18 protein-coding genes are annotated in these 24043 nt (G+C 39.4%); 5 read left to right on the plus strand and 13 right to left on the minus strand.

Annotated features, from left to right (window positions below; translation table 11 throughout):
• Window positions 1-51: 51 nt before the first annotated feature.
• The 8 genes from B4B65_RS09000 to B4B65_RS09035 all read right to left on the minus strand — a co-directional run bounded on the left by B4B65_RS09000 (window position 52) and on the right by B4B65_RS09035 (window position 16548).
• The gene (locus tag B4B65_RS09000; protein WP_293915200.1) at window positions 52-2925 is read right to left on the minus strand and encodes a TonB-dependent receptor; all 2874 of its coding nucleotides are present in this window, start codon (window positions 2923-2925) and stop codon (window positions 52-54) included.
• A 745-nt stretch (window positions 2926-3670) separates the two neighbouring features.
• Window positions 3671-5296: an ABC-F family ATP-binding cassette domain-containing protein gene (locus B4B65_RS09005; RefSeq protein ID WP_201680030.1), complete on the minus strand. Its 1626-nt coding sequence runs from the start codon at window positions 5294-5296 to the stop codon at window positions 3671-3673.
• 93 nt (window positions 5297-5389) lie between these two features.
• Window positions 5390-6937 carry a SusD/RagB family nutrient-binding outer membrane lipoprotein gene (locus tag B4B65_RS09010; RefSeq protein WP_293915202.1) on the minus strand — a complete coding sequence of 516 codons (1548 nt, stop codon included), beginning with the start codon at window positions 6935-6937 and terminating at the stop codon, window positions 5390-5392.
• Between the two features lie 6 nt (window positions 6938-6943).
• Window positions 6944-10129, minus strand: coding sequence for a SusC/RagA family TonB-linked outer membrane protein (locus B4B65_RS09015; protein ID WP_293915204.1), 3186 nt, complete (start codon window positions 10127-10129; stop codon window positions 6944-6946).
• 562 nt (window positions 10130-10691) lie between these two features.
• Window positions 10692-11756, minus strand: coding sequence for a lipase family protein (locus B4B65_RS09020; RefSeq protein ID WP_293915206.1), 1065 nt, complete (start codon window positions 11754-11756; stop codon window positions 10692-10694).
• A 120-nt stretch (window positions 11757-11876) separates the two neighbouring features.
• Window positions 11877-14915 (minus strand): AAA family ATPase, encoded by a 3039-nt coding sequence (locus tag B4B65_RS09025; RefSeq protein WP_293915208.1) that lies wholly within the window; start codon window positions 14913-14915, stop codon window positions 11877-11879.
• Window positions 14916-14918: 3 nt separating this feature from the next.
• Entirely contained in the window at window positions 14919-16145 is a 1227-nt protein-coding gene (locus tag B4B65_RS09030; RefSeq protein WP_293915210.1) for a metallophosphoesterase family protein, read from the minus strand.
• 115 nt (window positions 16146-16260) lie between these two features.
• Window positions 16261-16548 carry a SelT/SelW/SelH family protein gene (locus tag B4B65_RS09035; protein ID WP_201680024.1) on the minus strand — a complete coding sequence of 96 codons (288 nt, stop codon included), beginning with the start codon at window positions 16546-16548 and terminating at the stop codon, window positions 16261-16263.
• A gap of 107 nt (window positions 16549-16655) precedes the next feature.
• On the opposite strand from B4B65_RS09035, the gene B4B65_RS09040 reads away from it, so the two are divergent.
• The gene (locus B4B65_RS09040; RefSeq protein ID WP_293915212.1) at window positions 16656-17471 is read left to right on the plus strand and encodes an alpha/beta hydrolase; all 816 of its coding nucleotides are present in this window, start codon (window positions 16656-16658) and stop codon (window positions 17469-17471) included.
• A gap of 88 nt (window positions 17472-17559) precedes the next feature.
• Here B4B65_RS09040 and B4B65_RS09045 read toward each other — a convergent pair whose 3' ends face one another.
• Window positions 17560-17970, minus strand: a complete 411-nt coding sequence (locus B4B65_RS09045; RefSeq protein WP_293915214.1) for a c-type cytochrome — start codon at window positions 17968-17970, stop codon at window positions 17560-17562.
• Window positions 17971-18125: 155 nt separating this feature from the next.
• Between B4B65_RS09045 and B4B65_RS09050 the strand changes: the two genes are divergently transcribed.
• Window positions 18126-18815: a prolyl oligopeptidase family serine peptidase gene (locus B4B65_RS09050; protein WP_201680021.1), complete on the plus strand. Its 690-nt coding sequence runs from the start codon at window positions 18126-18128 to the stop codon at window positions 18813-18815.
• Window positions 18816-18832: 17 nt separating this feature from the next.
• Window positions 18833-19924, plus strand: a complete 1092-nt coding sequence (locus tag B4B65_RS09055; protein ID WP_293915216.1) for a PA0069 family radical SAM protein — start codon at window positions 18833-18835, stop codon at window positions 19922-19924.
• A gap of 118 nt (window positions 19925-20042) precedes the next feature.
• Here the strand turns inward: B4B65_RS09055 and B4B65_RS09060 are convergent, their stop codons facing one another.
• From B4B65_RS09060 to B4B65_RS09075, 4 genes are all read right to left on the minus strand, one after another.
• Window positions 20043-20480, minus strand: a complete 438-nt coding sequence (locus tag B4B65_RS09060; RefSeq protein ID WP_293915218.1) for a nuclear transport factor 2 family protein — start codon at window positions 20478-20480, stop codon at window positions 20043-20045.
• A gap of 245 nt (window positions 20481-20725) precedes the next feature.
• Window positions 20726-21268 (minus strand): hypothetical protein, encoded by a 543-nt coding sequence (locus B4B65_RS09065; protein ID WP_293915220.1) that lies wholly within the window; start codon window positions 21266-21268, stop codon window positions 20726-20728.
• Between the two features lie 204 nt (window positions 21269-21472).
• Complete coding sequence (locus B4B65_RS09070; protein WP_201680017.1) at window positions 21473-21877, minus strand: DUF5606 domain-containing protein; 405 nt, start codon at window positions 21875-21877, stop codon at window positions 21473-21475.
• 23 nt (window positions 21878-21900) lie between these two features.
• Complete coding sequence (locus B4B65_RS09075; RefSeq protein ID WP_002993785.1) at window positions 21901-22359, minus strand: peptidylprolyl isomerase; 459 nt, start codon at window positions 22357-22359, stop codon at window positions 21901-21903.
• 158 nt (window positions 22360-22517) lie between these two features.
• Here B4B65_RS09075 and radC point away from each other — a divergent pair, with 158 nt between their 5' ends.
• Both radC and B4B65_RS09085 read left to right on the plus strand, forming a co-directional pair.
• Window positions 22518-23207: a RadC family protein gene (radC, locus tag B4B65_RS09080; RefSeq protein ID WP_201680016.1), complete on the plus strand. Its 690-nt coding sequence runs from the start codon at window positions 22518-22520 to the stop codon at window positions 23205-23207.
• A 37-nt stretch (window positions 23208-23244) separates the two neighbouring features.
• A complete protein-coding gene (locus tag B4B65_RS09085; protein WP_293915225.1) occupies window positions 23245-23991 on the plus strand; it encodes a class I SAM-dependent methyltransferase in 747 nt (248 codons plus the stop codon).
• Window positions 23992-24043 lie beyond the last annotated feature (52 nt).

Below are 24043 nucleotides of genomic sequence, written 5' to 3' on the forward strand. Positions count from 1 at the left end.
GAGGGGAAAGCCTTTCTTTGAATAAACCAATTATGAGGAGATCATTAAGTGCTATAAAATATTGTCAAAAGTAATAGCCGTATAATATAAGGCTCCGAGTGTAGGGCCTCCGGCATACTGAATGTAGTGCTTGTTAAAGATGTTACTTCCACCTGCTTTTATGGCTGCTTTTCCAACTCTGTAGCTTACCTGCGCATCGATATTGCTGTAAGCATTTACTCTTGCATTGACGAGCGGACTCTCCCAGTCAAATGCATCCTGCCATTTCCATACAATATTGAATCCGAAATTTGGGAGTATCTCTCTGTTACCAAAAGAAAGATTGGTTGCCCATTTGGGGGTATTAAAGCCGGTGACGAATATGTCTTTCTCTTTATTTTCAGTGATGGCACTGTAATTAATATTTCCGGAAAGGGTATACTTTTCGTAAAAATTGTACGTCAGCCCTAATGAACTTCCGTAGTTGTTATAGCTGTTTTTTGCATTGGTATATACTCTGTAACGGGTTTGTTTAGCACGATTGGCGGCCAGCATATCGATTACAGAAGCATCTGTAGTGATGCGATCTGTTGACGGTACAGCTACCTCTACCTGTCCTAAGAAACCGTGATATACATTGCTGTAAATATCCCAGTCAATAGCCAGTTTATTATCCAGGATAACGCTCTTATAGCCGATTTCGAAAGAAGTAATGCGCTCGGGATCGGTGGCTTTCAAATCGGTGACGGTCAGAAGCCCTTTATTCTTTAATGCAGCATCATTTGCTGTTAATCCTCCTGCGACGTCCTTATTCACGGCTGCATTGAAATTGTTAACGGAGGCCAGGGTATACGAATTGTCCAGGTAGCCCAAACCCTCATTTATATAAGAAAGACCGCCCACACGACGTACATTTCCATTGTTGACAAAAGAAAGAGCCTCAAAGAGTGCAGGAAAACGGAAGCCGTTCTGGAAAGAAGCTCTGAAATTGTGCTTTTCTGTAAGTGTGTATACTGCTGCAAAGCGTGGGTTAAATTTGGCTTTGAATTCGGGGTTATAATCTACACGAAGGGAAGCAAAAAGCTTTAACTTTTCTTCCAGCAGAGATTTAGTTACCTGAGTGAATCCGCCGAATTTTTTATAGTATACATTTTCTCCGAAAGAGCCATTTTCCAAAGGGATATTACGCTCGGCAACAGGTCTTTTGAAGTCTACGAAGTTATTTCCGTCCGGGATGACTTCATAAATAGTCGCATCTGCACCTAAGAGTATGTCCACCACTTCTACGTGACGGGAAAGATCCCATTGCCCGTTTGCATGATAGGTGCGGCTCATTTGTTTGAGTTTTGCACCGCCGGTACTTGTTCCGGTTGATACTCCTGCATTGGTATGATCCCAGTTGTTGATCCCAATAATTGTGTTTTTGAGTTCATCAAAAGCTTTTGTTCCGGCTTCTACACGTCCCAGATCCGCATCTGCGCGTGCTTGTCTGGCTGCATCAGCCAAAGCAATTCCGTTGTTAAGCTGTGTTTGGAGAGAGGCTTTGAATTTATCTCTCCAGGCATTGTTGGATAAGTGGGTAAGATCCAGATTATCCGCCAGAGGTTTGATATTGTATGAATCGCCGGTATTCTCCGAAGATATATATGTCCGGATGCTATAATCACTTCCTTTTAACTCCAGTTTATGATTCTGAACTCTTACATTATCAAGCTGAATTTTGTTTCCTCTTTGAAATACACCATCCATACGCCCAAAACGGTAGCTGTAGGATAATTCTGCATTTTCGCTTAGCCGGTAGTGTAATGCAGCATCAAATTTGAGATTCTCTACAGTAGGTTTGGATAAATCCTGTTCTTTGTAGCCGGTTCTTCTGACGATCAGAGACTGATTAGATTTTCCATTATATGTTAATCCTGATACCGTCACTGCATTATTATTTTCATCACCATAGATGTTCCATCCATCATATGCTGTATTATTAATGCCATCTAATTCCGGATAGGAAGGATTGGCGGTTACAAGGTTATTCGGATTTTGATCCTGATATGAATTAGATAACCAATCTGTTCCTCTCAAATAACTGAGATTGACTTTGAATGCAAATTTGTTGTTAAATGCTTTAGCGTATCGGATTGCATTTTCAGTTAGATTGCTCAGCTCCCGTCCTGTGCCTCCGGTATGATTGAGTCCGTTTTTACTGTATACACTCAGTCCCTGATATAAGAAGGGATTTTTTGTGAGCAGATTGGCCATACCATTAATAGCATTCATGCCATATAGTGCAGATGAGGCTCCGGGAGTGATTTCTATACTGGCAATGTCCAGTTCTGTAGGGCCGATAGCGTTTCCAAGTGGAACACCAAGAGTCGCTGCCTGCATGTCTACTCCATCAGCCAGTTGTACAAAACGAAAATTGTTCGGGATATTAAACCCTCTGGTATTCGGAATTTTAAAAGTGATACTGGAGGTTGTCATCTGAACCCCTTTTACATTTTCCAGAGCATCGTAAAAACTGGGAGCAGGAGACTGACGGATAGCCCGTATATCTAATTTTTCGATAGCTACCGGAGATTTAAGAATATTTTCTTCTACCCGGGATGCCGTGACTACGACTTCTTTTCCCAATATAGTCTGTGTGAGCAGTTCGAGGTTTAAATTGGATTCAGGTCCGGTGATTTCATAGGTCCGCGCTGCGAATCCTACTGCTGACACTTTAAGTTTGAACGGATATTTTGCTCTTGTGGTCAGTTTGAAATCTCCTTTATCATTGGTCGATGTTCCGTTGACTGTTCCTTCGACGAGTACAGTTACTCCCGAGATAGGTTGTTTTGATTCCTGATCAATAATGTGACCGGATAATTCAATAAGATTATTGCCCTGACTGTATGCGGATTGCACTGTAAAGAGGAATAAAATAAAAAGGATAGGTCGAAGTTTTGTCATTTAATTTTATAAAGTCTATAGAATAAGTAGACAAATATATTTTGATGAATGTTATTTTACAAATTAATTTGTGTTTGTGTATGTAATTGATTGTTTTTCAGTGTTTTAATTTTTTATAACAGGTGTAAATTTACTCTCCTAAATAAAACTTGTTCTGACTCGTCGGAAGGATTAAGGAGTTGTTCTTTGCTCTGTTGGTGAGTGGAGCAGCAAACGTATCTGGTTTTTAACCTCTCTCCCGATACATCGGGATCTCTCCTTGAAAAGGAGAGAGGAGGGGGTCGCTAAGGGGCTTCAGTTTACTTCTAAGGAAGGAGGAGAGATAAGCTCCGTTAAAAAGTTCCCTCTCCTTTCTAAGGATAGGATTAGGGAAAAGTTCTTTATTCTGCTAATGAAGGTGTAAGCAAACGGATTTAGTTTTTAACCTCTCTCCCGATACATCAGGATCTCTCCTTGAAAAGGAGAGAGGAGTAGTTCCCTAAGGAGCTTCAGTTTACTTCTAAGGAAGGAGGAGAGATAAGCTCCGTTAAAAAGTTCCCTCTCCTTTCTAAGGAGAGGGTTAGGGAGAGGCTCTTTATTTTGCTAATGAAGGTGTAAGCAAACGGATTTAGTTTTTAACCTCTCTCCCGATACATCGGGATCTCTCCTTGAAAATGAGAGAGGAGGGGTTCGCTAAGAGTGTATACAAAAACACCTTACTTAATTAACTTAAGTAAGGTGTCTCGAATAATAAGTATAATATGTATTAACTGTACATCTCTGCTCTTTGTGCCTGAACGGCTTCGCTATTGATGTATTCGTCATAAGTCATCAGCTTATCGATGATTCCTTTAGGAGTCAGCTCTATGATACGATTTGCTACTGTTTCTGTCAATTCGTGGTCACGTGAGGTAAACAGCATAGATCCTTTGAAATCTTTCAAACCGTTGTTTAAAGCGGTAATAGATTCCAGATCCAGGTGATTGGTTGGTTCGTCGAAAATCAAAAAGTTAGCTCCCTGAAGCATCATTCTGGAGAACATACAACGCATTTTCTCACCTCCGGACAAGACTGATGCCTTTTTAAGAACTTCTTCTCCTGAGAATAGCATTTTACCTAAAAATCCACGAAGGAACTGTTCATCTGCTTCCGGATTAGTCGTGTATTCTCTCAACCAATCGATCAGGTTGTCATTCTTACCATCAAAGAATTCAGCATTCTCTATTGGCATATCTGCCGGGGTAATCGTAATTCCCCATTTGAATTCGCCTTGAAAATCTTTATCACGGCCGGTGATGATATCGTAAAATGCAGAAGTAACAAGTGAATTGCGTCCTAAGACTGCAATCTTATCACCTTTGTTGATCATGAAATTAATGTCTTTGAAGAATACTTCTCCACTGACTGTTTTGCCAAGACCTTCTACTGATAAAGTCTGATCTCCCGGTTCCCGGTTCATCTGATTAAACATGATAGCCGGATATTTACGGTTAGATGGTTTAATCTCTTCTATATTGATTTTATCAAGAGCTTTCTTACGGGAAGTTGCCTGTTTGGATTTAGATGCATTGGCCGAGAAGCGACGGATAAATTCCTGTAATTCCTTGACTTTATCTTCCATCTTTTTATTTTGATCCGTACGTTGTTTCAGGACCAGTTGAGAAGACTCATACCAGAATGAATAGTTACCGGTATAGATGGTCATTTTGCTGAAATCAATATCTACGATATGCGTACATACGGCATCCAGAAAGTGACGGTCGTGAGAAACGACCAGTACGATTGCTTCATAAGTTGCCAGAAAATCTTCTAACCATGCAATGGTGTTGATGTCCAGGTCATTGGTAGGCTCATCCAGAATCAGGATGTCTGGTTTTCCGAATAAAGCCTGCGCCAAAAGCACACGTACTTTCTGATTACCATCCAGTTCTTCTAACAATTTATAATGCAGGTCTTCTGAAATCCCCAGGTTACTCAATAAGGTAGCTGCATTACTTTCGGCATTCCATCCATCCATTTCCGCAAAAAGACTTTCCAGTTCACCGGCACGCTCGCCATCTGCATCTGTGAAATCTTCTTTTAAGTAAATGGCATCTTTTTCCTTCATGATTTTGTAGAGCTCCTGATTACCAATCAGAATAGTCTCAATGACGGAAAATTTATCAAATTCATAGTGATTCTGTTTCAATACAGACATTCTTTCACCGGGAGTGAACGCTACAGATCCTGTTGAAGGATCGATCTCTCCGGAGACAATCTTTAAGAAAGTGGATTTTCCGGCACCATTTGCACCGATTATACCGTAGCAGTTTCCAGCAGTAAATTTAAGGTTGACATCTTCGAACAGCACACGTTTGCCGAAACGAAGAGAAAGATTGGACACATTAATCATGGCGCAAAGATACGGTTTATTTCCAGAAAAACGGGTAATAAAAAAGAGGATAAACCGGTGTGGAATATCCTCTTAAACAAGTGGGGTGTGGCGTTATTTATTCCACCATATTTTATTGGTGATGACGTCGTCTCCCTGAGATTTTAAAGCATCCTGATAGTTTGCTTTATTGGTATTCTGTTCAATGATCGGGTATACCAATCTGTTTGGAATAGCCGTGCCTACTTCAGGTGTAAAGTAGTAGGTTTTTGTGACACCTCCCACAAGACCGGTCCATAACAGATCTCCGCTTTTGATCAGGAATAAGGGATATCCTGTCCGGCGTATTTCTGACCAGGATTCTATACCTTGATTGTAAAGGGCCAGATATTTTTGAGTCAGTACATTTTGTTTGTTAGCTGCCGGTAATGCAGAAAGATATGTGGCTGCATCTGTATCATTTACACCCCATTTTGTTAATGAAGCTTTTACTCCGTTAGCATAGGCTGTCTGATCCCAGTTTTTATATTCAGAAATCAAAAACTCAACTTCGGAGTATTCCTGTAATACTTCCGCATAGTTTGCTGCATTAATGATTGTTCCCGGTAATGAGATCGTGTTTTCCGGAAATAGTTGTCCTGCTTCGAGCGGTAGTCCGTAGATTTGTCCGTTATATACACCACTTGCATTTGGATTGGCATATTTAGCCAGCCTCGGATCCGGAGTTGTAAAAGGTCCGCGAATTCCTTTCAGGGCATCGATAATAACATTAGAAACGGCAAAATCCTTTCTGTTTGCAATTACTGTAGCACGGTATAATGGAGCTTCATTTGGGGATGCTGATGAATATTTGAAAGCTGCATTATCATCATTCGATGTGAATACACCTTGTGCCAGCGCACTTTCAATATGGGTACGGGATAATGCGGCATCTTTGAGTGCTATACGTGTTGCCAGACGCAGGCGTAAAGAGTTTGCAAATTTATACCATTTTTGATTGCTTCCTTTGTAGATATTATCTGATGTGCCGAATGTGTTGGCAGAGCTGTATTTGAATAAGGTGTCTGCGGCCTGTTTCAGTTCGTTGAGAATATCTTTATAGATCTTTTCCTGTGTAGCATATTTGGGGGTCAGATTGTCCGGACTTTGTTGTAAGGCCTGGAAATCAGCATCCTTGTTGCCGTAAGATTCGTAGGGAATATCACCGAATACATCTGTCAGCGAATGAAAAAGATAGGACTTCAATACGCGTGCTATAGCGATCTGGTTTGTATTGGTTCCCGCATTATTCGCCGTCACTCCGATACGTGTAGCTTCATCTGTGTTGAGTTTGATAATCTCATTCAGATTATTAAGCGCTTTATACGATTTGATCCAGAAATTATCCGAATAACTTGTCGGTATCTGATAGCGGGAAGGATCGGTATAAATATTCTGACTAAAATACTGTGCAAACAATTGTGCTCCTCTGTAGTTGATCTCTTCACTGCGGATAGCGTCCATCGTTTGTTTCTGGGCAGATATCAGCAGACTTGTCGTCGATACTTTAGCCGGAAGATTCGGATTTGTATTTATCTCTGTAAATTTCTCATCTGAACATGAAGCCTGTATCAATAATGATAGACCTAGTAAACCTGTATATGTGAATTTGAGTAATTTCATGGAAAATTAGAATTTAAGATTAACATTAAAACCATAAGTTACCGGGGTAGGAATGTTTCCTCCTTCTATACCTTGTACATTGCCTCCGCTATTGGTAAATTCAGGATCGATATACTTGCTTTTAGTATAGATATTCCAAAGGTTACGGCCATAGAGAGATACGCCAAGATTTTTCACAAATGTGGTATTCTTAAGCCTGAATGAATAACCAACAGTTACTTCGCGCAACTTGATAAAGGTTCCGTCAAAGATGGAGAACGTAGTCGGTCCGTTGTACTCGTTACGAGCCCACTGCTGAGCTGTAATACGGGTGTCGTTTTCTGAAATATTGGATACCGTGTAAGAACCGTCCGAGTTAAAAACTACATTGCCTTTGACACCATCTAATATGACGCCTGTTTCACGGATATTATTTTCTGCGGTACGATCTAATATACCTGCATACATACCGACTTTATACGTTTGAGAGAAGAAGCTTCCACCTACACGGCCATCGATTAAAAATCCTAAACTTAGGTTTTTGTAGCGGAACTGGTTTTGAAAGCCAAATATGTAGTCAGGAAGTACAGATCCCAATGGTACGAGTTGGGATGTTCTCATATACGTACCATCTGCCTGAACAACTCTTCTGCCATCATCTGTTTTTACAAAATCATACCCTAACAATTGTCCGTATTGCTCACCTTCTCTGGCAACAAGGCTTACCAGTGAATTGCTCAGTGTATACGTATTGGCATCATCAGATAGCTTGATTACTTTATTTCTGTTGCGGGACCAGTTTAATGTACTGTTCCATTCCAGGTTTTGAGATTTAACAGGCGTACCGTTCAGCGTTATTTCCAAACCTTTGTTATTGATCTTACCGGCATTGATAATTTTGTATTCATATCCGAATGCAGGAGAGACAGGTAATGGAATGATCTGGTTTCTGGAACTGTTATTATAGTAAGTCACATCAATTCCGACTCTGTTTTTAAGAAATTGAAGGTTCAGCCCCGTCTCCCAGGAAGTCGTAATTTCCGGTTTCAGTAACGGGTTGTTCAGTTGATTCTGTAAACTTGTGGAAGGAAGTCCGTCAAACGAGAGATCTACACCATACACTTTGTATAATTGATAAGGATCTGTGTCATTTCCCACCTGCGCCCATCCCAGGCGTAATTTACCGAATGAAAGCCAATCCAGATTTTTAACACCTTCTAACTGACTGAAGATAAAACTTCCTGTGAATGATGGGTAGATAAATGAATTGTCATCGACTGGTAGAGTAGAGGACCAGTCGTTACGTACCGTACCATCAATATATAGTAAATCATTGTATCCTAAAGAGAAGCTACCGTACAGGGAAGATACTCTTTTGTGAAAGCGGTTATTATCAACTTTAACGCTGGAAGCATTTTTTAAATTATAGTATTCAGGTACTATCAACCCGCCCTGTGTAATGGCATAATCTACTTTCCGTTGCTGATCGCGTAAGTTTGCACCTATGTTAGCTACTAAAGAAAATTTATCCCAGTTCTTTTTGGCTGTAGCGAGGAATTCGTAGTTGTATTCATTCAGCTTATTACTGGATTCTTCGTATTGCGAAGCAGAGCGGGAGTATACCGCTATGCGATCCTGATAATTAAAGCTGTAAATGTCTCCATGTACTTTTGCTCCTACGGTCAACCAGTTATTGACATCATATTGTAATCCGAAATTACCGTAAAAGCGATCCCGGCTCTCTTCCATATAACTTTCATATGCAGACCAGTACGGGTTGTCAATAAATCTGGTGGCTTCTGCAGCCGGAGTATTTTGCCAGCCTGTACGGTTCCACGCCAGCGGAGTGCCATCTGCACGTTTATAGTTTTCTAATATTTTGTAGTCCACCTGTACTGCTCCCCACTGGAAGGCTTCCAGCATAATATTACGGTTAGAAGCTCCGCTCCAGGGTTTACCAAGAGAAGAATTTTTGATATAGTTGAGTGTAGAAGTGATCTTCAGATTGCCTAACTGTGTTCCTCCCGAAAAATTCAGGGTGTTACGGTCAAGACTGGAATTAGGGATTGTCCCGGATACATTCTTGTTGGTATACGAAAATCTGTAGTTTGTACTTCCACTTGTTCCTGCTATAGACAGGTTATTCGTATTGGAAATACCCGTTTTGAAGAAATAATTTACATCATTCTTAGGGTAGGACCATGGAGTCGGTTTGAGGTAATTTGCTTCATCTTCCGGATTCAGGCTATACCACTGTAATACCGGTGTGCCATCCAGACGAGGTCCCCAGCTTTCATCAGATGCGTAATCTACAATTTTGTAATCTGTACCATTGATATTCGCTGTCGGGAAGGTAGTCGCATATCCCTGACCGTATAATTTTTGTCTTTTGGGAAGGCGTACGATATTTTCAAAATCTACACCTGTATTAAGGCTGATATCTACACGTTCACCTTTAGCAGCTCTTTTTGTAGTGATCAGGATGACCCCGTTTGCTGCTCTGGATCCGTAAAGTGCTGCTGCGGAAGGTCCTTTTAATACCGAAATATTCTCAATATCATCCGGATTAAGATCCTGGATCATGTTTCCGACATCTTTTCCCGCACTACCATTTATCGTTGCGCTGCTGTTAAGATCGCTGTTGTCCATAGGTGTACCGTCTACGACATAAAGAGGCTGATTATTTCCGGCAATAGAGTTGATACCTCGCAGCAATACGCGTGTAGATCCACCGATGTTACCGCCTGATGAGACAACCTGTAAGCCTGCTACTTTTCCTGAAATAGCACTGAGTGCATTTGTAGGACGGGTTTGCAGTTCAGTAGATTTGACTTCCTGTACCGCATAACCCAATGCTTTTTTCTCACGGGATATACCAAGTGCAGTTACCACTACTTCTGTAAGTTGTGTATTTTCACTTTTCAGACTGATTGCCAGCTGCTGTCCGCTTTTGACTGTAAGTGTCTGCGATTCATATCCGATAAAAGTGATGCGGATTTTTGTTTCTGCAGAGGAAATTTGAAGCGTAAAAGCTCCGTTCTGATCTGTTTGTGTTGTATGTGTACCACCTATTTCAGTGACGGTTACTCCGGATAGTGGAAGATTTTGCTCATCTGTTACTTTTCCGGAAACATTATTATTCTGCGCATGCAGGTAAGACGGAAGTAGTATGCCGACGATAAGAATAAGAAAATGATGAATTTTTAAATTCATGAATGTAAAAGTTTAGTTCATAAAATATTAATATAAAAAAAGGATAGGGGTAGGAAAACAATGATTTGCATTATTTTCCTGAGAGCATTCGAAAGCAGTAGTGTTTGTGTGTTTTGGTATTCATTGCAATTTATTATTTTGCAAATATATAAAATCTATATGAATGGTAGATTATATAGTTTAAAAAAATTATTTTATGACAGTAAATCAGTAATAAAGATTTTAAAGGGTACCCTTATTTCAGAACTTATCTGTAATTATTAGTTTTTGGAAATTGAATAAAAGGGGAAGGGATACGTTATCAGGCAGATTGTATCAAAGAAAGCTATCTGGTGAGAGAAGGCTTATATATGGAAATATGTTTGAAAGCAGTCATTGCAGAGTTATTACATAACGCTCGAACATGTCGTCGCAAATACCAGTATGAGAGCTACGACCAATAGAATTGCAAAAGTTGTAAATGGAGTTCTTTTCATTTTAGTTCAGTATTGAATAGTTAAATCAGGTACTTGCAAATATCGTACCTAAGATAAATTTACCTTCCTGAACTGTTGCTGGTTTCTTAAAGTTTATCCAATAAAAAGAAGTAAGATTTAAAACCATGATGCATAAATGGATGATTTATGTCATTCGGAAATGAGCTCGTATAGCTGCTATCTGGTTTTAAAACAATGTGTTGGCCTGCTCGCATATAATTTGATGAGGGGAAATATTTCGGCTCCACTAAATTAGGATATTTTTTTTTGAGAAAAGTGAAAACTTTATGGCCCAGTAATTTTTCTATATTTTTTTGACTTTTTTCTGTAGGTTTTTTTATCCTATTAAGATAATGTTTTATCACAATCTTTTTGCCGAAGGATTGTTTTTGTATTGCTTTCTGTAATTGCGGAAAAGGATTAATCTCATTAAAATCATCTAATTTCTGTACAGAAAACGGTGTTTCAGGAACCCAATCCATTGTATTGACGACATTGAACGCCCATCCTATCTGCGTATCCGCTTCATATTGATAGGCATAATACAGGTTTCCAACTTTTGGTGCAGCAGAACTGTATGTTTTAAACTGTATATCTTTTGGTAATTGTCCCTGTTGTTGCAGATGGCGAAGATGGGAAGTTAAAAGGTAACTGATGGCTCCGCCCTGACTATGTCCTGTAATATAGATATCTTTTATACCAGCTTTATAACATGAGTCCAGATGAGGTAAAATATCAGCAGAGAGAAAACCAATGCTGAATGTCCAGCCTACGTGAACTGCTGCTTTAGGGTCGTCCGAAAAGTTATATTCAAAAATCCGGGATTCGTCTAATTGTAACTGCCCTTTGGCAGGAATCATAGCTGCATAGAAATTAGCCATCCAGCTTTCCGAGCTTGATACTGTTCCTCTGATTCCTATTATAGCCTGTTTATGTTGATCGTTTGTCCACAGCCACCAGCGGTTTTCGAGTCCCATAACGGGGGATGTGTATTTCAACGTAAAATCCTGATATACGGGATGATCTTTTACCTGGCTCATTAAGGTGAGCATGGTTCTGTATTCCTCTTTCTCAAAGCCTGGTTTGAGGGATTGTGCGAATGTAAGGGATGTATAGAGACTTAAGACGACTATCAGAAACGGGTATTTCATACAGAGGAGTTAATGTTTTATTGTATTGTTTACAATAATAAGGTCTTTTGATCTGAAATACAATCTGCAGGTTTAAGATTAACATTAAATTAACCCCATTCTGTTTGTTTTCTGTGTTTGTCAGGAACTCATTTTAACAATACTTCCTTTTTCCAAATCCTTGATAACTGTTACGGACATAGGAATACGTTCTTTCAACTCTTCCACATGTGAAATGATACCGACTATTCTGTTTTCCTTATTGAGATATTGTAATGTCTCGAATACGGTATTCATACTTTCTGCATCCTGTGTGCCAAAACCTTCATCAATAAAGAAGAAATTTTTATCGGCCTTATTGAGCGATTGTATATTTTCGGCTAATGCTAATGCCAGACAAAGGGATGCCTGAAAGCCCTGTCCTCCGGAAAGTGTTTTTACAGAACGATGATAGCCGTTGTTGAGATAATCGATGACCTCGAATTCGTTGGCTTCATTGATAATGAGGCTGAGCTGATTTTTGGTGAGCCGGTGGAAACGCTGATTTGCAATATCGCATAAGCGTTGTAAATGGATGCTCGATACATAATTTACAAATCCCGAACCCTTAAACATATTATCAAGTGTGCGCAGATTATCTTTGCGGTGGCTCAACTTTTCAAACTCTGTCAGAAGTTTTCCTTTTTTCTCGAATTCCTGTTCCAAACGTTGCAATTCACGTTCTAATGCTCCTGTGTGTGCGATCTGCAATTCCTGTGCAGATTTCTTTTCTTCTAATTCGATTTTTGTACGTTCGAAAAGCTCTTCGTCAAAATCCTGAACCGAACTGTTCTGCATAAGCTCGGTGATTTGATTTTGAAGTGTTTCGTAAGCTACTTTATAGTCTTGTATACATTTCCGGTTTTCAATGACAGGCAGATTTTTTTGTAATACGAGCTGAATGGCTCTCATACCCGGCAGATGTTGCTGCTCGATGTGAGCGAGTATTTCCTGATTCAGCGTGTCGATCTTTTGTACCGTAGTCTGGTAATTCTCCAGTGCCTCTGTATGTTTTCCTTGTATAGAAGCGATTATTGTGTGGAGTTGATTGATCGCTGTCTGCAGCGTTTTATGCTGTTCTTCAGTAGTTATTATCAGTTCCTCGGCGCTTTGTATTTCTGTTAAGAGATCCTGATCGCTATCATTGTTATAATCTTCAATCTGAATAGCTTGTATCTGAATCTTATGCTGGGTGATCAAGCCTTCTATAACGGCAATTTGTTGAGTGAACTCATTTAATGACCGTTCGAATTTTGCTGCTTTACTCTGTGTCTCTGTTAGCTGTACACGCAGTGATTTTAACAGCAGCTCAGCTTCTTTTATCTGTATTTCACTTTGTCTTAAAGCTGCTTTCTTTTCGTCAAACAGGGTACGGTCGTCCCAATGGAAATTTTCCCAGCTGAATCGGGAACGGAGTGCTGTGAGTTGCTCATCTGCCTGTTGCAACTCTTTTCCGGCAGCTTCCAGTTGTACTTTTTTATCCTGATAGGTTGTACTCCATCGGGTCGTCTGACTGAGAAGGGATTGCAATTGCTGTTGTCTTTCTGTAATCTCCGTTTGTTTTGCTTTTAATTCCTCTAACTGTATGCTGACATCATGTATCTGCATCGGGTGCGGATGATCCAAAGATCCGCAAAGGGGGCAGGCTTCTTCATGATGAAGGTTGTCTGCAAAGCGACCGAGTTCTTTTTGTACATGTAAATCAGTTTCCTGTTTAGTTAGCGCTCTGATATCAACGGTAATCTGCTGGAGTTGACTGCTGATTTCAGATTCCCAATTATCTACTGTATAGCCGTTATCTGTAAATAAACCTGTTATTTCTTCCTGCTGTGCCTTTAAAAGATCAATCTTTTCGATTAGAGCAGATTTGTTTTTCAGGAGCAGATCATGACGTTGGTACCAGTTGTCTATTTCTATCAATTCAGAAGTGTCGATCTTGACAGATTTTAGCTGTTCGAGAGTTGTTTCCTGAAGATTTATATCTTCTGTAAAAAGCTGTTCTTCCTTTCGTGTCTGTTCCAGTATAGGTGTTCCTTTAGCTAAACGGCTTTGCAGATTATTTTTTTCAGCCTGTTGTGTTCTTATCTGAATCAGATTTTTAAGATCACTGATTTTTATTCTGAACTCTTCCGTTTTCAGGAAATCTTTTTCAACTTTCTGAAAAGAATGCTCTTTCTCTTTCAGTATCAGGGATGTTTGCTGTTTCTCCTGTAACAGATTCTGGATTTTTAGTTCCAGCTGATCCTGATCCCGTTGTAAAGAATCGATTCTATCCAGAGGTTCCCGAAACAGGGACACCAGTTTTTCATATTCATCCAGTTCTTTTTCCAGATGAATGATTTCAGCTTGTTTTAATTTTAACTGTGCAAACTGTTCTTCTTTTTCCTTCAGATTCTCACGATTGGTTTTCGCTTCAGACAGTATTTTGTAACTGTTTTCTGTTTGTTGATATGCTGATCTTAGTGTGTCTAATAATGCTTTAGCGTCGTTTAAAGCAACTTTTTTCAGTTCAATTGTTCCTGAGTTTATTTCTTCAAATCCGGATAAGGCACCCTGAAGGTGCTCCATCTTTCTGTTGTTGTCAATTTGGAGCACGGATACTTTTGGTCCCAGGTCGTATTTATCAAGGTTGAAGATTTCCTTCATCATATCCGAGCGGTCTTTACCTTTGAGGTCAAGAAACTCTTTAAACTGTCCCTGAGGAATGATGATAGTTCTTTTAAAATTCTGATAAGTCAAATTGGTGATATGGGTAGCATCTGCTGATTCCATAGGAACCCAGTTCTGCTGCAACCATTCATAAGCAACCCTTTCTATCGTGGAGGTCTGATCAAATTTCTTTTTTCTTTTCCAGTGTACGGCAAATCTGAACTTGCGGTTTTCAAAATTGATGAAATCAAAGATGATAGTAGCAGCTGCAGATTTAAGATTGAGCATATTGTAGCTACGGTTCTCTTTGGAATTGAGACGTTCGGTGTTACCGTACAAGGCAAAACTAATCGCTTCGAGAATGGAGGATTTTCCGGAACCGACATTCCCGAATATACCAAATAATCCCGCTTCAGTAAGCCTGGTGAAATCTATTTCCTGTTTTTCCTGATAAGAATATAAGCCTTCTATACTTAAATATATGGGTAGCATCTGTTAGTCTTCTGTATCGTTGGTACTGTTCAAAACTTCGTTAAATAAGGAGATCAGTTCATCATTAACCTCTTGTCCGTATCTGGATTTAAAATAATCTTTGAAGAGATCCTGTATATCCTGCTCAAGGTTGATATGCGCTGCAGCAGACAGTTGTTGCTCCTGTTGTCTGACGATTGGTATAATATGGATAATTCCGTCATGTGCTGCATGAATACGTTTCAGATCCTGTGAGGTTGCAAACGTTTCACTTACCAGTGTGAGTTCTACCAATGCATTTGGATGTGTCTGCAGCCACGATACCGCTTCGTCCGTATTATCGAAGCGTTTGCGATAAAGCCTGCGTCCGGATTGCAGATTGCGTGTCTTTATCTGTACCTGTCTGTTTGCTTCGGCTTCAATAATGACTACTTTCTTTTCCTGTCCGGCTTCGGAAAATGAATAGGCAAGCGGACTACCGCTGTAGACTACCGGTGCAAGAGGTCCACCTATATTCTGATAGCGATGGAGATGCCCCAAAGCGGTATATTGTATTTGTAAAGGTATACCGTCTGAATACACGATATCTGCATTTCCTATTTTGATGGGTTTCTCTCCATCCGGTTCTTCGAGTATTTCGCCTCCTCGCTTTAGCATATAGAGGTGAGTGACCAGAATGTTTACACCATATTTATCTGCATAGCTATCTGCCAGTGTGCGCCAGGTATTTTTGAGCACCTCATTGAGATTTTCTCCTTTGTCAGTAATCCCCAGATACTGTTTGAGACGAATTTCGTTTGCAAAGGGAGTGGACAGTATGCGTAACGGAGATGAATGCTTTGGCAGCTGCAGTTCTATAAAGCCAAGATCGGATCGTGTAATCGTAAATCCGTTTTCTATCTGAATAGGCTTGATGGCTGTGTCAGGGTATCCCATAAATATAATTCCGCATTCACGGGCCAGAGCGTCAGGCGCATTTATACGGTCGGGACTATCGTGATTTCCAGCAATTGCAAGCACGGGGCGTGCTCCATTGTTAGCAAGCCTCTTGAGGGTCTTATATAATAAATCTACGGCTTCAACCGGAGGATTGAACGTGTCAAAGAGATCTCCTGCTACAATAACTGCATCTACCTGTTCTTCTTCTGCAATATTACATATTTCTTCAAGTACGACACGTTGTTCTTCTATTCTTGTGAAGAAGTCCAGTTTTTTTCCCAGATGCCAATCGCCCGTATGCAGTATCTTCATGCTTTTTAATTGTTATGCTAATATACCTTTAATCTGTAAAAGGTCGAAATACCTTTTAGGTTATCATATGCTTACAGCATCAATGTACCATTGCTGACAGGAGTTGTTGTTGTACCTATGCGTCTGATTTTCTGTCAGAATGCCCCAGATCTTTATCTCTGGCAACGATATCACGAACTAATTGTTTTAATTCTTTTATTTCAGGAAAGCGTCCCATGCGTTTGCGGTCAAAAATTTCCGTTTCATCAACAGTAATCAGGTAGCGTCCGCTTATTTCGCTGGGTTTCAGGGTTACAGCATGGAGTTCTTCTGTAAAGGTAGTCAGGAGCTCCTGTGCCATATATGCTGCACGTAACATCCAGCCGCATTTGGGGCAGTATTCTATTGTAATGGTTGGCTTCATCGCAAAAACTATGTCATTATTCTTGACTAATTTATGGATTTGTACACGCAATCCGGGTATATTTTGCTATTTTAGATATCTCATTTCTTTATAAAACTCCATTTACTATGAAACACTCTACACTTCTTGCTGTTTTTCTTTTGCTCTTTCAGGGTATACTTTTAGCACAATATGATCTAAAGAAAGATGTTGCTTATTATCCGGAGGCAAAGGGTAAAACGGCTGAATATGAAAGATGTAAACTTGATTTTTATTACCCCGTCGATAAGAAAGATTTTGCTACCATACTGTGGTTTCACGGAGGAGGATTGACCGGTGGTCAGAAGGAAATTCCGGAATATCTGAAAAACCGCGGAATGGCAGTAGTAGGAGTAGGGTATCGTCTTTCACCTCAGGCCAATGTCGAAGGTATTATTGAAGATGCTGCTGCGGCTATTGCATGGGTATTTAATCATATTGAAGAGTATGGTGGTTCCAGACGACTTGTTTTTGTATCGGGACATTCGGCAGGCGGATATCTGGGAATGATGACGATATTAGATAAACATTATCTGCAAAAGTATACCATAGATGCAGATCAGATAGCCGGATTAATCCCCTTCAGCGGACAGGCGATAACACATTTTACGAGTCGTCAGGAGCACGGTATAGCAGAGAAGCAACCGACTATAGATCGTTTTGCGCCCTTGTTTCATGTTCGTCAGGATGCTCCTCCGATCTTGTTAATAACAGGTGACAGAGAGCTTGAGATGTTGGGCCGATATGAAGAGAATGCTTATCTGGCACGTATGTTAAAAATAACAGGTCATAAAGACGTTCGTTTACTGGAACTTCAGGGATTCGGACATAATATGCAGTATCCTGCCTATCCGTTATTAATAAAGGAAGTAGAGGAAAGGACAAAAAAGATTTTACAAAAATAAGCGGAAAGATTCAGGAGTCTGAGTCACAGACAAAGAAAAGCGGTTTTAAAACAAAAAAGGAGCACCAGCTCCTTTTTTTTATCTTTTTTTATAAGGATACTACTTCCGGATGTTTTTTACCGTTATGACAAGTCATGCAACTTATCTGAGCTATTGTTCCGGATTTTTCGTCTTTATGTGTGAAATATTTTTTATTGATTTTCTGAGTCATCTTCATCATACTTCTTGCAATTTCTTTATGCGGGTTTTCATCGCTTGCAAAGTCCATTTTCTGAGGGTCAGTGGTACTTTTAGCATGGCAGAAATTACATTTTACGCCTAATGCCACTTTAAAGTCGTCCATAACTTTGTCCAGCTCTTCATTACTTATATTTTTAGGAAGTACTTTCAGATTTTTTGCTTTTTTTTCCTGCGTAGGCTGGGGAGCCGGAATAAATGCACTCAAAGCGATAATGGCAGAGAAAATAACAGTTACAATAGCGATTTTTTGAAGTCTCATAATGTAAAGTGTTTATGTGGATTGTCGTGTTAATGTAAAATTAGGATATAAAGATCACATATGGTTATACAATAATCTATTTAGAATTTGTATCAATAATCCGTCAAGAGTTTGTATTTTAGTGACCCGAATATTAAATTTTTGACCCTATGTATATGTATATCAAGTCTGTAGTAAGTTTTTTAATATTTTTAACTTTCTTTATTCAGGCAACAGTTGCACAACCAAGTCCGGTTAAGGGAGAGACTGCATACCCTTTTATGATCCAGTTACCTAAAGCTGAAATTCTTGAGAATAAGCCTCCTATATTAGTGTTTCTTCATGGCAGAAGTTTATCAGGGACTAATCTGAATCGGGTAACCCGTTACGGAGTACTCTATGCGATGGCTAAGGGTCAGGAAGTACCAGCCATTGTAATAGCTCCGCAATCCAGAGGTGGATGGGATCCAGATAAAGTAATGGAAGTAGTTGATTACACAATCAAGAAATATAATGCGGACAGTTCCAGAATATATGTTGCCGGCATGAGTATGGGTGGATATGGCACTATGGATGTAGCTGGAAAATATCCTGACAGAATAGCTGCAGCAGTAGCTATTTGCGGGGGAGGCACATTGAGTTATGCACAAAATCTGGCTAAAGTACCTCTTTGGGTACAACATGGAAATAAAGATTATATCGTACCGATGTCCGAATCCAAAAAGATTGTCAATGCTATAAAAAAAGCAGATGCAGATGCGGACGTTACGCTAACTATTATCCCGGGAGGGAATCACGGTAGTGTAGAGCGCCTTTTTCATCAGGATGATATTTATGACTGGATGTTCAAGCATGTAAAAAATTAAATGATCTATAATCAAAAATGCTAATATTTTTAGTATTTTTGATTATGGAAGAGACGAATTACTTTAAGGGAAGAGGCGCACAGGTCAATCCAAATAATAAATTTTTTACCTCTCAATATGTACAGGAGCATATTGAAGGTTTAGATGAACCCTTTCTGGAGCATGTGCCTACGCAATTGATTCCCACTCATCCTAAGAAAATTATTTCCGTTTCGGATAGTCCGGATCTCCATTTTACACAATCTATTAATCCTTACCAGGGATGTGAGCATGGTTGTATTTATTGCTATGCCCGCAATGCTCATGAATATTGGGGATTCAGTGCGGGATTGGATTTCGAACGCAAGATACTGGTGAAATATGATGCTGCCCGTCTCCTGGAAAAGCAATTTAATAATATAAACTATCAGCCTTCTACAATTATGCTTTCCGGTAATACAGATTGCTATCAACCTATTGAACGCAAACTAAAGATTACAAGGTCTATTCTGGAGGTCATGTTGAAGTACAGACATCCGGTATCTATCATCAGTAAGAATACATTGATGTTGCGGGATCTCGATATAATTGAGGAGCTTGCTTCATTGCAGTTGATCTCTGTAGCTGTTACTATCAATTCTCTGAGTGAAGAGGTAAGGCAGAAGATGGAACCCCGTACAGTAACTGCTTCAGCAAGATTGAAGCTGATTGAAAAGCTAACCGGTAAAGGAGTGCCGGTAATGCTTATGGTGGCGCCAATAGTACCCGGAATCAACAGCGATGAGATACCGTTACTGATCAAAAGAGCAGCAGAAGCGGGAGCGCGTTCGGCCAGCTATACTGTTGTCAGGCTAAATGGTGCTATAGCTGGCATCTTTAAGGATTGGTTATATAAAAATTATCCGGACCGTGCGGACAAAGTGTTGCACGGCATAGAGGATTGCCACAACGGAAAACTGAATGACAGTGAATTTGGAAGAAGGATAAGAGGAGAAGGAAACCTTGCGGAAAGTATACGTGATCTGTTTCGCTTATCTGTAAAACAACACATGGGTAAAAATGATCTTCCAACACAAAGAACTGATCTGTTTCAGGTTCCTAACCGAGGGCGACAACTGGGACTTTTTTGATATTTGCTGTAGATATAATTGAAAAGCTCAGAAATAATTGTTTCTGAGCTTTTTTATTATGGAACGAGTAGTGTTGTTGTTTGTTTTAAGTTGTTTTATATGCATAAGGCTTTGTTTTTTATTTTTTAGGGTACGAAGTAACGACCTGACTTACTTTCCATATTTCTCCATCGCTGCAAACAGTTACATATTCTACTTTTGTAAAGTTCTTGTACGTCAATGTGATTTTAGCAATTGCACAATTGTCATTGCGTTCGATAATGGTATGACTTGTCTGGCAGTTCTGCACATAGCCTTTCTGGCTTTTTACATAGTCTATAAATGGTTTTTTTGAATGGGTTATCACTTTTGAAGGAGTGGAAACTGTCTGAAAGAAATTGTCTGTGAACAAATTTTCAATATTGGCAGGATTTCCCATAGTCGTCGTTTCGATATAATTGCTGATTACAGCATCTGCTGAATAATTTTTGCCAGGATTATAAATTCCGGAAGCAAAAGAGCTTGTTGTTATTGCAATGAATAATAAGAAAGCTACAGTTTTGATTAGATTTTTCATGATGTTTTTTTGGTTGTTTTTAATTTTTTTATGGTTCTTGTTAATTGTTTGATCCAAAGGTATAAGCAATAACAAACCCTGGCCATAGCTAATTGGTGAGTCCAGTCAAAAAATCGGTAAACAAGGTAAACTGATCGGTGAAAAAGTCGCAGCAGATCTGCTTTTCGGTTAAAATTCCGGTGTAAAACCAGAGAAGTCTGTTTTTTTGGGTTTTACATTCTTCTCTGGTTAGTTCGTATAGCAGATTAATCGAATTGTTTTAGAATATCTTTTATACGGTTTGTATACTTCTCATAGGTAGATTTAGCTGAATATTCTGCAATGGTAAACAGGAATACAAGCGTGCTGATAGTGAGTGCTATGTATGCCGTTGTTCCGGGTATTAGGGATTCCACCTTATATGCAAGGGGTCCGAAGTCGAATTTTTTAATATATAAACAGGTGATTCCATAAGCAAGGGCTGTGATGATCGTAATAAAATTGAAATTGGTATAGATGTTTACATTTAATTTCAATTCATGGTAGAACCAGGTCAGATCTTTTGAATTTTCCAGATCAACCGATAGTGTTGACTTGTAAAAGGTATAAAATTTATATATATAATATCCCGAGAAGGATAATGTCAGGGAATAAAACAGCATGTAAACTGAAGTCATTGCCTGATTGAAATTAAAGTAATATGGTACAAATAACAGTGCGACCAGACCAGTGATCTGTGTAAAGAATTCAATTCTCATTTGTTTCCTTACCGGCTCTGCAATAGTTGTGTTTAAATTTTTGGCTTCCATAATTTCTGAATATTAGATTTTACAGAGTTAGTACAACTGTTTAGCGAAACGTTACATGAGTTGTGAAAAATTATTAAATTTTTTTTGGAGGTCGCTGAAAAGTGTTTAAGTACTATTTAAGGAAGTTCATTTTCTTTATTTATGGAAACGCAAAAAAGGCCTTACAGATTTGTCTGTAAGGCCTTTTCGCATTTAAAGATTTGATTATACCAAAGGAGCCGGAGCTTCTTCGTCAAATATTGGTAACTCTTTAATAATGTTATACCAGGAGATAATTTTCTTGATATCTGAAGTATATACACGGGACTCATCATGTCCAGGTGCTACTTCACGGAAAAAATCACGTAATGTATCTCCGCTAGCTTTCACATCAGGTGTTTCCAGCCCTTTTGTTTTGATCGTTTCGAATACGTCCAGTAACTTGATTTCTTCTTCTTCTCCATAGATAGTGATATCTTCCAGAGTTGCCATCTTTGTAGTAGACAGGTTTACTACTGATTTTATCTTAGCTTGATCTAGTGTTTCCAGGATAAAGCCACCTTTGTTTTGTCCGATCAGTTTAAATAATCCCGGTTTTCCGGTTACGGATACTAATGCTCTTAAATTCATTTTAATGGTTTTCGGTAGAGGGATTAATCTTCGATTACTTCAATAGTCAGGATACGGTCGCCCTGACGGATATCATCCACTACATCTACATTTTCAACAACTTTACCAAAACAGGTATGGTTGCGGTCTAGGTGAGCTGTATTGTTGCGGCTATGGCAGATAAAAAACTGAGAACCTCCGGTATTACGACCTGCATGTGCCATAGAAAGTACTCCACGGTCATGGTACTGGTTTTCTCCTGTCAGTTCACAATCTATTTTGTAACCCGGACCACCTGTTCCCGGTACACCTGCTGCGCCTTCTTTAGAATTAGGGCAACCTCCTTGAATAACGAAATCAGGGATAACACGGTGAAATGCTAATCCGTCATAATATCCTGATTTAGCCAGTTTGATAAAGTTATCTACGGTATTTGGAGCATCAGCTGTGTAAAATTCCACAGTCATGTCGCCTTTTTCTGTTTTAATAATCGCTTTGCTCATATCAATATTTTTTTGGATTACAAAGATAAGATTTACAACTGACTTGGGAAAACGTAAAAGTGGATGATTTTCTTTGCTTAATGAATTAAATATTTTGAGAAATAACTTTTCTTTGAGCGATATTGTTATCTTTAGAGTGAATTATATAATTTTTAATTATGAGTAAGTTAGCGATAAATAAATGGGCAGAAAATGACCGGCCACGAGAAAAGCTGGAAAGGCGTGGAAGAAGGGTTCTGAGTAATGCAGAGTTACTGGCTATTCTTATCGGTTCCGGTTCCTTTGGGGAAGATGCTGTCGGACTGGCTCGCCGTATACTTTCAGATCATCAGCACAATCTTGATTTCTTGTCTCAGCTGGATGTGGATGATCTAAAGGTATATAGAGGCATAGGCAGCGCTAAGGCTATTACTATTATAGCTGCTTTGGAATTGGGCCGAAGACGAAAAGAGAGTACGGAGAAGGAAGCTGTGGTCCTTAATTGCAGTCAGAAAGTATTTGAGTACTTTAAATTCCAATTACAGGATCTTCAGCATGAAGAGTTCTGGGTATTATACCTTAACCGTGCATCTGTTGTTCAGAGTCAGCAACTCATAGGGAGGGGAGGGAATGATTTTACACCTGTAGATGTCCGTATTATCCTCAGACAAGCACTGAATTGCCATGCCAGTTCTATGATCCTCGTTCACAACCATCCTTCAGGTTCCCTGAAGCCAAGTAATCAGGACCTTCAGCTGACAAAAAAAATTGTAGATGCTTCAAAAATAATGGATATTAGAGTAATGGATCATGTCATATTTACAAACAGCAAATATTTTAGTTTTCAGGACGAGGGATTGATGGATTAATCTGATCGCTTCATGCCATTAAAAAAACCATTTACAAATGAAAAAGAACGTTGACAGATTTACAGACCGGGTGGTTGATTATGAAAAATACAGACCCAGTTACCCGAATCAGATTCTTTCCCTACTAACTCAGGAAATCGGGTTTAATAAAGATTGGTTAGTCGCTGATATTGGTAGCGGAACAGGTATATCGACCAAACTGTTTGTGGATAACGGTAATAATACCTTTGGTGTGGAGCCAAATCAGGCTATGCGTGAAGCCTGTATTCATCATTTCAAGAAGAATAGAAATTTTATAGCGGTAAATGCTACAGCAGAAGATACCAAAATTGATGATCATTGCGTTGATCTGATATTTGCAGGACAGTCTTTTCACTGGTTTGATAAAGTAAAGACAAAGGCTGAATTTCAGCGGATTTTAAAGTCGGAAGGGCATATCGTACTGGTATGGAATCAACGCAGTCCTGAAGATGAGTTTCAGCGTGCTTACGAAGAATTTCTGGTCAGACATATTCCGGAATATCAGACAGTCACTCAGAAGAATATCACAGATGAACATATACATGACTTCTTTGCACCTAAATCCATCCGTAAGTTTTCTCTGCCAAACCAGCAAACTTTTGACCTGAAAGCATTTTTCGGACGGGTAAAATCTTCATCTTACTTTCCAAATGAGGAAACCGAAAGTAAGAGCCTGTATGAAGGACTTCGGGAACTTTTCGATGAATATGCTATTGATAAGCGGTTAGTGTTTAATTATCAGACAGATATTTATATCGCTTAGAGATGACGATAATAAACTACTTAAACAGAAGGAAGATCGTATTGATAATAAA

Origin of the sequence: Sphingobacterium sp. UBA5789 (assembly GCF_002418355.1) — a bacterium.
Lineage (GTDB): Bacteria > Bacteroidota > Bacteroidia > Sphingobacteriales > Sphingobacteriaceae > Sphingobacterium.